Origin of the sequence: Achromobacter sp. (assembly GCF_036567245.1) — a bacterium.
Classification (GTDB): domain Bacteria; phylum Pseudomonadota; class Gammaproteobacteria; order Burkholderiales; family Burkholderiaceae_B; genus Achromobacter.
Map to the genome: position 1 here is coordinate 1 of NZ_DATCUY010000728.1, position 11050 is coordinate 11050.

The following is an 11050-nucleotide window of genomic DNA, read 5'->3' on the forward strand; positions in this document are numbered from 1 at the left end:
CCGCGACATCGACCTGTACAACAAGCCCGAAGACATCTCGGTGATGAACCCGTACGGTCAAGTGCCCATTCTGGTCGAACGCGACCTGGTCCTGTACGAGTCGAACATCATCAACGAGTACATCGACGAGCGCTTCCCGCATCCCCAGCTGATGCCCGCCGACCCGGTCATGCGCGCCCGTACCCGCCTGTTCCTCTACAACTTCGAGAAGGAACTGTTCGTTCACGTCTCGACGCTGGAAGACCGCAGCGCCAAGCCCGACGAGAAGAAGCTGGCCAACGCCCGCCAGAACATCCGTGACCGCCTGGCCCAGCTGGCCCCCATGCTGCTGAAGAACAAGTACATGCTGGGCGAGGAATTCTCCATGCTCGACGTGGCCGTGGCTCCGCTGCTGTGGCGCCTGGACCACTACGGCATCGAACTGCCCAAGAACGCGGCTCCGCTGCAAAAGTACGCCGAACGCATCTTCTCGCGTCCGGCCTACATCGAAGCGCTGACGCCTTCGGAAAAAGTGATGCGTCGCTAAGGTTGGTTGCGTGATGGGTGAAACTTCGACCAAACCGTACCTGATCCGCGCGCTGCACGAATGGTGCACCGATAACGGCTACACGCCTTACATCACCGTGCAGGTCGACGAGCACACCATGGTGCCCATCGCCCATGTGCGCGACGGCCAGATCACGCTGAACGTGGGCACGCTGGCCACCAACCGCCTGACGCTGGGCAACGAATTCATCGAATTCCAGGCCCGCTTCAGCGGCGTGACCGAAAACGTCTACGTTCCCGTGGGCGCAGTCAGCGCCATCTACGCGCGCGAAACCGGCGCCGGCATGGGCTTCGAAGTGCAGCCCTACGAACCGCCGGAAGCAGGCGCCCAGGGCGCGACGGCCGCCGCCGCGCCCGAAGGCTCCGACGACGACGCCGCCCCCGGTGACGACGGCGGAGATGACGACGAACCCAAGCGTCCGCGCCTGACCATCGTCAAATAAGGCATCCACGCAAGGCCTGCATTTTTTTCATTACAATGCAGCCCTTCGCGTGCGCCTGGCACGCAGCGCCGGTGTAGCTCAGTTGGTAGAGCAGCTCACTTGTAATGAGAAGGTCGAGGGTTCGATTCCTTTCACCGGCACCAAAAATAAAAGAGAAAGGCCGACTCCCAGAGTCGGCCTTTCTCTTTTTGTCTGATTGCGGCATAACCGCACCGGATAGCGGCAGCAAATGTATCGGCGCACGCCCGAACCCACGCCTGTTTCTGTATATTCGTACAGCAGAATACGACTGTTGTGAGCAAATCCAGACATGGAACACCCGGAACAAAGCGGCTCCCAATTCCTCTTTTACGCCTCCGCCGATGGCGACGTCCGCGTGCAGGTCGTCGCTGAGGACGAGACCGTCTGGGCTAGCCAAAAAGGGATGGCCGAGATCTTCGGGGTAGAAGTCCCGACCATCAACTACCACCTCAAAGAAGTCTTCAAATCCAATGAGCTGGACGAGAACTCAGTTATTAGAAGATTTCGAATAACTGCCGCGGACGGTAAGGCCTACCTGACGAAGTACTACAACCTGGATGCCATCATCTCGGTCGGTTACCGGGTCAACTCATCCAGTGCGACCAAATTCAGGATCTGGGCGACCGGCGTACTCAAGGAGTACCTGCTCAAGGGCTTTGCGCTCAACGATGACCGGTTGAAGCAGGGCAATCAGTTGTTCGGAAAAGACTACTTCGAAGAACTGATCGAACGCATCCGCGAAATCCGCGCATCCGAACGACGGTTCTACCAGAAGGTCACGGACGTCTTTGCCCAATGCAGCGTTGACTATGACAAGGACTCCCAGACAGCCCACCTGTTCTATGCCGCTGTCCAAAACAAGTTTCACTTTGCCATACACGGCAAGACCGCCTCGGAGCTGATCTCGGCTCGTTCGGATTCTTCCAGGCCCAACATGGGGCTCACGTCCTGGAAGAATGAAAGGGCGGCAGGCAAGGTGCTCAAGTCCGATGTGGCCATTGCGAAGAACTATCTTGCAGAAGAAGAAATTCGCAGCCTGAATCGCCTGGTATCGCAATACCTGGACTTCGCCGAAGGTCTCGCGGAGCGGCGCAAGGTCATGACCATGGCCGAATGGGCCGGCAAGCTCGACGCCTTCCTCCAGTTCAATGAGTACGAGGTCTTAGCCGATGCAGGCCGAGTTTCAGCAGACTCCGCCAAGAAGAAAGCCGAAGCAGAATACGAGAAGTTCCGCGTGGTCCAAGATCTGACCTTTAGATCGGACTTTGACAAGGTCGTGGTCAACATCAAGGCGACTGGCGAACTTCCCGGCCCGAAGCGGACAAGAAAGGCAAATTAGACCCACCCGCACCGACTTTCTTGCGCCCGCACGAGCCCTTTACCGTATCTCAACCACCCCGTTTTGCATTCTTCCGTTTTTTTGTGCATAATTCGCCCCCTCTACCTGTTCCCCGATAGCTCAGTCGGTAGAGCGACGGACTGTTAATCCGCAGGTCGCTGGTTCGAGCCCAGCTCGGGGAGCCAAAGAATGCAGTACTGAAGGGCCCGCAACTTGTTGCGGGCCTTTTGCATTGGAACGCCACGCACACGGCCCATTTGCCGCGCCGCGCGCGGCGTACGATGATGCGCATTCCATCATCACGATTTTCTGCGTCTCTCATGCGTTCCGCGCGATCCCTGCCAGCCCTGGTTTCCCTGCGCGCCTTTGAAGCGGCCGCGCGGCGGATGAGCTTTTCGCTGGCCGCGCAGGAGCTCTTCGTCACGCAAAGCGCCATCAGCCACCATATCCAACGCCTGGAAGCCGAGCTGGGCGTGGCGCTGTTCGAGCGGCGCACGCGCGCCGTGGCGCTGACTGCCGCCGGACAGGCCTACTACGAACGCGTCCACACAGCTTTCGAACTGCTGCGCCAGGGCACGGACGAGCTCCGCGCGCCCGCCACGCCGCGCCAGACGCTGCGCGTCGGATTGCTGGCGTCGTTCGCCACGCGCTGGCTCGCGCCGCGCCTGGCGGCGTTTGCCGCGGCACATCCCGACATCGATCTGCAATTGCAGCCGGACATCGGTTTGGCCGATGTCGCGGGCGGCGAGGTCGACATCGCCATCCGCTACGGTCGCGGCGTATGGCCCGGTGTGCGAGCGCGGCTGATCATGGCGGAGCGGCTGTCGGTCGTCTGCGCGCCCGCGCTGATCGCGGGTAGAAAGCGGCCGCGCGCGCCAGAGGACCTGCTGCGTTTTCCGCTGCTGGCCTCGCACGCCCGCCATCCCTTCGAATGGGACGCCTGGGCGCGGCATCATGGGGTGGACCTGGGCGGTGTGCAAGCCGTGCGCCTGCATGACTACAACATCGTCGTGGAAGCTGCGCTTGCCGGGCAAGGCATGGCGATGGGCCGCCACCGCCTGATCGGCGCCCAACTCGCCAGCGGGGCGCTGGTGGAGGCCCTGCCGGGTGCTACGTTGGAGGCTCCCCGCATCGGCTGGTGGTTCGTGACGCCGCGCGGCGCGCTGGGCGAGGCCGCGCAACGCTTCCACGATTGGCTGCTGCAGGAAGCGCGGATGCAGGACGATACGCATTAGTTTTACTCATGCGTACTGCGCAAAAATTGATTGGTCAGGGTCGGCAGCGGCCGATAGCATGAGGCTTGCCCTTCTTTTCCAATTCAGGAGTCCCTCATGACCCGTTCTATCTCTGGCCGCGTGGCCGAACTTGGCCTGACCCTCGAAGCCGCCGCCGCGCCCGCCGCCAATTACGTGCCCTTCGTGCAGGAAGGCAACCTACTGTATATCTCCGGCCAGATCTCCCGCAAGGATGGCAAGGCCGCCTATCTGGGCCGCCTGGGCGATCAGGTCTCGGATGCCGATGGCGTGGAGGCGGCGCGCCTGTCGGCGCTGGGCCTGCTGTCGCAGATCGCGGCCGCCACCGGCGACAAGCTGGACCGCGTGGCCCGCGTCGTGCGCCTGGGTGTGTTCGTCGCCAGCACGCCGGACTTCAACCGCCAAAGCGCAGTCGCCAACGGCGCCTCGGACCTGATGGTCGAGGTGTTCGGCGACGCCGGCCGCCATGCGCGCAGCGCCGTCGGCGTGGCGTCCCTGCCGCAGGGCGTGGCGGTGGAGGTCGAAGCCGTCATCGCGCTCACGCAAGCCTGATCCCCAGCCGGAGCCGCCATGTCCGCCCCCTTGACCCCCGCCACCGTGGATGCCTTGCGCGCCCAGACGCCTGGCGCGCAAACCAGCGTCCACTTCAATCACGCCGGCGCGTCGCTGCCATCGGCTGCCACGCTGCAAGCCATCCACGCGCACCTGCAACGCGAAGCCACGCAAGGCCCGATGGAAGCGGGCGTAGCCTCGCGGGAGCTGACGGAAAAGGCCCGCTTGTTGGCGGCCCGGCTGCTCAACGCGGAGCCCGGTGAAATCGCGCTGACGGGCGGCAACTCGCCCGGCTGGGGTGCGGCTTTCGCGGCGCTGGCGCCGTGGCGGCCCGGCGACCGCATCCTGGTGGGGCGCCACGAATGGGGCGGCAATCTGGCCTGCATGCGGCTCAAGGCGCAGCGCGCCGGCGCCACGCTGGAAGCCATCCCATCGGACGAAAGCGGCTGCGTGGATGCGCAGGCGCTGGAGGCCATGCTCGATGAACGCGTGCGCTTGATCGCGCTGACCTGGCTGCCGGCCAATGGCGGCCTGATCAATCCCGCCGCCGCCGTGGGCAGCGTGGCGCGCCGCCACGGCATCCCATACTTCGTGGACGCGGCTCAGGCCGTCGGTCAGTTACCCGTGGACGTGGCGCTGATCGGCTGCGATGTGTTGAGCGGTGCCGGACGCAAGGCGCTGCGCGGCCCGCGCGGCACCGGCCTGCTGTACGTGCGGCGCGGCTTCCTGGAGCAGCTCACGCCCGCCTTCGTCGACACCCACTCCGCACCGCTGGGCGCGGACGGCGAGCCTATGCTGCGCCAGGACGCCGCATGCCTCGAATCGGCGGAAGCCTCGTTGGCTCTGCGCTGCGGCCTGGCCAACGCCTTGCAGGAAGCCCTGGACATCGGCCTGCCGGCCATCCGGGCGCGTATCGACGCCACGGCCCGAGCCCTGCGGGCGGAATTGGCGGCCATCCCTGGCATCGCCGTGCTGGACCAGGGCCGCGAACGCTCCGGCCTGGTGTCTTTCAACCTGGCCGGCCAGGACGCGGTATCCGTGCAGCGTGCCATGGCGGCGCAGGGCATCACCATCGGCAGCAACGGCGTGCCCTATACCCCGCTGGACATGCAGGCGCGCGGTCTGACGCAGATTGCGCGGGCATCGGTCAGCTATCTGACCAATGACGCGGAAATCGACCGCCTGCTGGAAGGGCTGCGGGCCCTGGCCCGCTAGGCCTGTTCACACGAACAGGAGCCTTGCACAGGCCCTGGGCCACGCTCAAGCCGCCGTGCGTCGCACGAAAGGCGTCCACTTCGTGAAGACCAGCAAGTTGCCCAACATCACCAGCGCCAGGCCCAGCAGGGCCGGCGCCGTCCACTGATAGCCCTCGGCAAAAGTGGACACGCTCAGGGCCACGACCGGGAACAGCACCGTGCAGTAGGCGGCGCGCGCCGGCCCCATGCGCCCCACCAGCGTCAGATAGGCCGTGAAGCCCACCACGGATCCGAGTATGGCCAGGTAAAGCAGGGCGCCCACGTATGAGGCCGAGGTATCGAACTCGAACGGCAGGCCCGCCGCGACGCAGCCCGCCAGCAGGATGGCCGCGCCATACAGCATGCTATAGGCGTTGCCGGTCAGGGGCCGGATGCCGGCGCGCTGCTGCAGCGACGACAGCATGTTGCCGGTGGAAAAGCAGAACGTGCCCAGCAGGGCGAAGCCCAGGCCCAGCAGGGTTTCATGGCTGGCCTGCTGGCCGGCCAGTTCCGGCCAGAACAGCAGCACCAGGCCGGCAAAGCCCAAGGCGCCGGCTGCCATCACGCGCGGCGCGACGCGGGTACCGAACCACAGGCGGGCGTTCAGCGCGTTCCACAGCGTCGCCGCCGAAAACACCACCGACACCAGGCCGCTGGGGATCCATTGGGTCGCCGTGTAGAAGCACAGGAAGTTCAGGCAGAACAGGCACAAGCCCTGGCCCACGCACAGCCAGTGGCCGCGTCGGTCCATTTTTTGCAGCTTGCGGGTCAGCGCCAGGGCCGCGAACAGGATCAGGCCCGCCAGCGCGAACCGATAGAAGATCGAAACGGGAATGGCCACTACGCCCAGCTGCAGCTTGATGGCGATCCAGGTGGTGCCCCAGATGACGACGGTGAGGAAATACAGGAAGAGATTCACGATGCGATGCTGAAACAGGTAACGACAGTCCGGAAAACCGCCTGGGAACCCAGTTTGCGCCCGCCCGGCCCAAGCGGATTGCCGGTTCTTGCGGTTTTCTTCTGCTCGCGCGCGCGACGCGCGCGGGATCGCAGTAGCATTCCACTCATATGGCTACCGTCGCTTCGGCCCCGGCCGACTTTTCCGTCTTCCGCACCCTGGCGAGCTCCACCGCGACGCTGGGGCGGGCCACCGCGCTGGGCGAGGGCATCGCCATCTCGCAATGGTCGCGCAGCGCCCACGAAACCATGGGCTACGACAACCCGGGCCATCACACCCTGTCGCTCTACCTGCACGGCGGCGACAAGTCGTTCCGCCTGGGCCAGGACCGGCTGCACGGCGGCGCCGGCAAATTCTGCGTGCTGCCCTCGGAGCACTACTCGCGCTGGAGCATGAACGACAGCGTGCACTTCCTGCACCTCTACATCGCGCCGGAACGCCTGGCCCGCGAGGCCGTCATGCGGCTGGACTGCGAGCCCCGCACGCTGGAACTGCGCGACCGCACCTACATCCACGACCACTCGCTGATCGGCGTGTGCCGGCAACTGCTGGACACCGACTGGAACCAGCCTGCCGACCGGCTGGCGGCCAGCAGCGCGGCCGAGACCGTGCTGCACCATCTGCTGAACCAGGGCGTGGCGCGCAAGCCTGCGGCAACGCTGCGCGGCGGCCTGGCGCCCGTCGTGCGCCGGCGCATCATGGACTACATCGACGCACATCTGGCCGAACCGCTGACGCTCGATGAGCTGGCGGGCGTGGCGGCGCTTTCCACCTACCACTTCGCCCGCATGTTCCATACCTCTTTCGGCGAACCGCCGCACGCCTGGGTACGGACGCGGCGGCTGGCGCACGCACGCAAGCTGCTGGCGGCCGGCAAGGGAGATCTGGCCGGCGTTGCCCAAGCCAGCGGTTTCGGCAACGCCAGCCATCTGGCGCGAGTCTTCCGCGACGCCGTCGGCGTCACGCCGGGACAATACCGCAGCGCCCGCGCCAGGCACTGAGCAGGCGCTGCGGCCCCGTTTCCCGGCCCACCCGGTCTACAATGGCCCACCGCCCCAAGGGCCTGACCGTACCGCTGCCCGACGCGATGCCGTCTACGACCTCTCGCGATTCCTCCCCCACGGCTGACCCTCTCAGCGCCGGCCCCGTGCGCGCGCACTGGCTGGCGGAACTGATCCGCCTGCGCGAAGCGCATTGGGGGCCGCTGGAAGACGCGAACGCCGTGCGCCGCGTCCGCCAGCAAGATGGCGATCTGCCATCTCGCATCCTGGCCCGCGCCGCGCTGCTGGCGCAACGCGAGAACCTCGTCCCCCTGGTCGAAACATGGAGCCGCAGCGCGCTCGCCATCCTGGCCTTGCTGTTTCTGCTGGCCGCCATTTCCGGCGCGGGCGCCGCGCTGGGCGCGCTGGGCGACGGATCCCGCGCCGTCAACGTGCTGTGGGCGCTGGGCGCCTTGCTGGGCCTGCATGCGCTCACCTTCCTGCTCTGGCTGGCCAGTTTCCTGCTGCGGGCTTCCTCCGTCACGGGGCTGGGACGGGTCTGGCTGTGGGCCACGCGCAAGCTGGCCCGCGGCCCCGACAGCGCACTGGTGCCGCAGGCCTTCCTCAACCTGCTGGCCCGCGCGGGCGCCTTGCGCTGGCTGTTCGGCAGCATCAGCCACCTGCTGTGGCTGACGGCCTTGTGCGCCGCGCTGGCGGTCCTGCTGGCCGTGCTGTCCACCGCCAGCTACCGCTTCATCTGGGCCACCACCTTGCTGGCGCCAGACACCTTCGTGCGCCTGACGCAGGCCATAGGCTGGCTGCCGGCCCAACTGGGCTTTCCGATGCCTGACACCGCCATGATCCGCGCCAGCGATGGCGCCCAGGCCCTGCCGGCCGAGGCCCAGGTGCAGTGGTCGCTCTGGCTGATCGGCGTGCTGGTGGTCTACGGCATCCTGCCCCGTCTGCTGGCCGGCGCGTTGTGCGTCGCGGGTTCGCTGCGCGCGCTGCGCGGCCTGCGTATCGATCCCGCGCTGCCCGGCTTCTCCGCGCTGCGCGACCGTCTGGAGCCGCCCGCCCTGTCTACCGGCATAGACCGTCCGGCCGATCCCTTGCACGAACCGCGGGTCGGCGCGCCACCGCTCGCGGGCCTGGGCGGCCAGCCCGTACTGCTGGGACTGGAACTGCCGGCGGACCTGGCCTGGCCGCCTGCGGACCTGCCAGCGGGCATCCGGCAGGCCGGCAATCTGGACACCCGCGAAGAACGCAACCGCGTGCTGGACGCGCTGGCCGGCCAGGCCGCCACGCGCATGCTGATCGCTTGCGACGCGCGCCAGACGCCAGACCGGGGCACGCTATCGCTGATCGCCGAACTGGCTGCGCACGCGGAACAGACCCGCGTCTGGCTGGTCGCACCGCGCGCGGGCGCCGATGCCGTCACCCGCGCCTCGCTATGGCGCGATCGCCTGCTTGCGCTCGGCCTGCCCGCCGACGCGGTGCTGCAGGCACCCATCGCGCCGTTCGCGTGGCTGGAGTCCGGCCATGGCTGAGGACCTCATCAAGGTCGCGCTGGTCGGCCATACCAACACCGGCAAGACCTCGCTGCTGCGCACGCTGACGCGCGACACCACCTTCGGCGAAGTCGCCGACAGCCCCGGCACCACGCGCCATGTGGAAGGCGCGCGCCTGCGGCTGGAGGGGCGCGCCGTGCTGGAATGGTTCGACACCCCGGGCATGGAAGACAGCATCTCGCTGCTGGAGTACCTGGAAAAACTGGACAGCCCGCAAGAGCGCCTGGACGGACCCGCGCGCATCCGCCGCTTTCTCGACACGCCCGCAGCGCATGGCCGCTATGAGCAGGAAGCCCGTGTGCTGGCCAAGATGCTGGACTGCGACGCCGCGCTGTATGTCATCGACGCGCGCGATCCGGTGCTGGGCAAGCACCGCGACGAACTCGCCATCCTGGCCGCTTGCGGCCGCCCTCTGCTGCCGGTGCTGAACTTCGTCAACGCACCCGCGCACCGCGCCGACGAATGGCGCGCCGCCATGGCGCGACTAGGGCTGCATGCGGTGGTGGAATTCGATACCGTCGCGCCGCCGCTGGATGGCGAACAGCAGCTCTACGCCAAGCTCGGCGTGCTGCTGGACCGCCACGCCGCCGCGCTGGCCCGGCTGTCCGCCAGCCTGGCCGAGCAGCGTCGGACGCGTCGCGGCTCGGCCTACGAGCTGCTGGCCGACTTGCTGGTGGACGTGGCTGCCTTGCACGTCTCCAGCGCCAGCGACGAAGCGGCGCTCACCGCCGCCTCGAGCAAACTGCGCGACCAGGTGCGCCAGCGCGAACAGACCTGTGTCAACGCCTTGCTGGCGCTCTACAACTTCCGCGCAGCTGACTTCACCGACGACGCGCTGCCTCTGCAGGGCGAGCGCTGGGGCATGGACCTGTTCCACCCCCAGGCGCTGAAGGACATGGGCGTGCAGGTGGGAATGGGCGTCGCCGCGGGGGCCATGGCCGGCGCGGCCGTGGACCTGTTCAGCGCGGGCCTGAGCCTGGGCACCGGCATGCTGATCGGCGCCGCCGCCGGCGGCCTGTGGCAGGGCGTGGAGAAGCTGGGCAAGCGCATGGCCGGCAAGCTGCGCGGCTGGCGCGAGATCAGCGTCGACGACGCGGTGCTGCGCCTTTTGGCCTTGCGCCAGCGGCAGTTGATCGAAGCGCTGGAGCGCCGCGGCCACGCCGCGCGCGAACCATTGAAACTAGATCATCCGGAGGATGAAGCCTGGCGCAAGGGACCCTTGCCCGAGGCGCTGAAGGAAGCCCGCAGCCGGCCAGAATGGTCGGCCCTGGGCGAGCACTACGAAGACAGCGACCGCCGCAAGCGCGTGGTGCGCGAATTGGCGAAAACCCTTGCCGACGCGCCGCCGCCTGGCGCATGACCGCCGGTCTTGCCGAACGCACCATTCAATACTCCCGGCAAGCAAGTACTAACCCCAATCCAAACCGATTGACGCTTAAACGAATGGGTCTATAACATTCGTTCTGCATCGGCGCGGGTCCGTCCCCGTCATGATAATCACAAGGGGTTGGGTCTATCGTGAAGTCGAAGTCCTGCGCAGTGATTCCCTACAGCGCCTTTATTGGCGGCCCGCGCGCGGCTCGCGCTGCGTATCGCCAGACCCCAATCCGTCTTTCGTCGTAAGCAGCAACGCCATGCCCCGGTTCCCCATGGGGCCGGGGCCCTGTCACTTCTGTCGCGCTATCCGCGCACCACACGGAGCATGAGGGCTATGCGTACTTTTCCCCACCTGAAGCAAGCTGCGCTCGCGGCTGCCGTCGCCGCCTCTTTGGCATTCAGCGCCGGCGCGGCCGCCAAGACCTTTCACTGGTCCTATCAAGGCGACGCGACGTCCATGGATCCGATGGCCCTGAACGAAACGTTCACGCTGGGCTTCCAGGGCAACATCTACGAAACGCTGGCCGGCTACGACGGCAACCTGAAACTGACACCGCTCCTGGCGGAAAGCTGGGAAAACCCCGAGCCCACGAAGTGGGTGTTCAAGCTGCGCAAGGGCGTCAAATTCCATGATGGTTCGCCGTTCACGGCGGACGACGTCATCTTCTCCTGGAAGCGCAGCCTGACCCCGGGCTCCGACATGAAGGGCTATGGCGCCAAGGCCTCCGACATCAAGAAGGTGGACGACTACACCATCGAAGTCATCACGCCCACGCCC

11 protein-coding genes and 2 tRNA genes are annotated in these 11050 nt (G+C 66.5%); 12 read left to right on the forward strand and 1 reads right to left on the reverse strand.

Going from position 1 to position 11050, the window contains the following annotated elements; translation table 11 throughout:
• The 8 genes from VIR09_RS31450 to VIR09_RS31485 all read left to right on the forward strand — a co-directional run.
• The coding region (locus tag VIR09_RS31450) for a glutathione binding-like protein (RefSeq protein ID WP_332016431.1) at positions 1–526 on the forward strand (526 nt) is incomplete at its 5' end.
• A 13-nt stretch (positions 527–539) separates the two neighbouring features.
• Positions 540–989 (forward strand): ClpXP protease specificity-enhancing factor, encoded by a 450-nt coding sequence (locus VIR09_RS31455; protein ID WP_332016440.1) that lies wholly within the window; start codon positions 540–542, stop codon positions 987–989.
• 67 nt (positions 990–1056) lie between these two features.
• Positions 1057–1132 (forward strand) — tRNA-Thr (locus VIR09_RS31460).
• Between the two features lie 167 nt (positions 1133–1299).
• Positions 1300–2349 carry a virulence RhuM family protein gene (locus VIR09_RS31465; protein WP_332016432.1) on the forward strand — a complete coding sequence of 350 codons (1050 nt, stop codon included), beginning with the start codon at positions 1300–1302 and terminating at the stop codon, positions 2347–2349.
• Between the two features lie 109 nt (positions 2350–2458).
• A tRNA-Asn gene (locus tag VIR09_RS31470) sits at positions 2459–2534 on the forward strand.
• Positions 2535–2669: 135 nt separating this feature from the next.
• Positions 2670–3584: a transcriptional regulator GcvA gene (gene gcvA, locus VIR09_RS31475; protein WP_332016433.1), complete on the forward strand. Its 915-nt coding sequence runs from the start codon at positions 2670–2672 to the stop codon at positions 3582–3584.
• Between the two features lie 96 nt (positions 3585–3680).
• On the forward strand, positions 3681–4154 hold the full coding sequence (locus VIR09_RS31480) for a RidA family protein (RefSeq protein WP_332016434.1): 474 nt from the start codon (positions 3681–3683) through the stop codon (positions 4152–4154).
• Between the two features lie 18 nt (positions 4155–4172).
• Complete coding sequence (locus VIR09_RS31485) at positions 4173–5369, forward strand: aminotransferase class V-fold PLP-dependent enzyme (RefSeq protein WP_332016435.1); 1197 nt, start codon at positions 4173–4175, stop codon at positions 5367–5369.
• 45 nt (positions 5370–5414) lie between these two features.
• Here VIR09_RS31485 and VIR09_RS31490 read toward each other — a convergent pair whose 3' ends face one another.
• Complete coding sequence (locus VIR09_RS31490; RefSeq protein WP_332016436.1) at positions 5415–6308, reverse strand: DMT family transporter; 894 nt, start codon at positions 6306–6308, stop codon at positions 5415–5417.
• Between the two features lie 149 nt (positions 6309–6457).
• Between VIR09_RS31490 and VIR09_RS31495 the strand changes: the two genes are divergently transcribed.
• From VIR09_RS31495 to VIR09_RS31510, 4 genes are all read left to right on the forward strand, one after another.
• Complete coding sequence (locus VIR09_RS31495) at positions 6458–7348, forward strand: AraC family transcriptional regulator (protein WP_332016437.1); 891 nt, start codon at positions 6458–6460, stop codon at positions 7346–7348.
• Positions 7349–7434: 86 nt separating this feature from the next.
• The gene (locus VIR09_RS31500; RefSeq protein WP_332016441.1) at positions 7435–8874 is read left to right on the forward strand and encodes a DUF2868 domain-containing protein; all 1440 of its coding nucleotides are present in this window, start codon (positions 7435–7437) and stop codon (positions 8872–8874) included.
• Positions 8867–10255, forward strand: coding sequence for a GTPase/DUF3482 domain-containing protein (locus VIR09_RS31505; protein WP_332016438.1), 1389 nt, complete (start codon positions 8867–8869; stop codon positions 10253–10255). Before VIR09_RS31500 ends, VIR09_RS31505 begins: the two co-directional genes overlap by 8 nt.
• Positions 10256–10606: 351 nt before the next feature.
• Positions 10607–11050, forward strand: a 444-nt coding sequence (locus tag VIR09_RS31510) for an ABC transporter substrate-binding protein (protein WP_332016439.1), incomplete at its 3' end; no start/stop codon positions are given.

Excerpts from the sequence above, each read along its gene's own strand:
- VIR09_RS31465 (WP_332016432.1), top strand. The coding sequence starts at position 1,300 with ATGGAACACCCGGAACAAAGCGGCTCCCAATTCCTCTTTTACGCCTCC.
- VIR09_RS31505 (WP_332016438.1), top strand. The coding sequence starts at position 8,867 with ATGGCTGAGGACCTCATCAAGGTCGCGCTGGTCGGCCATACCAACACC.
- VIR09_RS31495 (WP_332016437.1), top strand. The coding sequence starts at position 6,458 with ATGGCTACCGTCGCTTCGGCCCCGGCCGACTTTTCCGTCTTCCGCACC.
- VIR09_RS31480 (WP_332016434.1), top strand. The coding sequence starts at position 3,681 with ATGACCCGTTCTATCTCTGGCCGCGTGGCCGAACTTGGCCTGACCCTC.
- VIR09_RS31500 (WP_332016441.1), top strand. The coding sequence starts at position 7,435 with ATGCCGTCTACGACCTCTCGCGATTCCTCCCCCACGGCTGACCCTCTC.
- VIR09_RS31485 (WP_332016435.1), top strand. The coding sequence starts at position 4,173 with ATGTCCGCCCCCTTGACCCCCGCCACCGTGGATGCCTTGCGCGCCCAG.
- VIR09_RS31455 (WP_332016440.1), top strand. The coding sequence starts at position 540 with ATGGGTGAAACTTCGACCAAACCGTACCTGATCCGCGCGCTGCACGAA.
- gcvA (WP_332016433.1), top strand. The coding sequence starts at position 2,670 with ATGCGTTCCGCGCGATCCCTGCCAGCCCTGGTTTCCCTGCGCGCCTTT.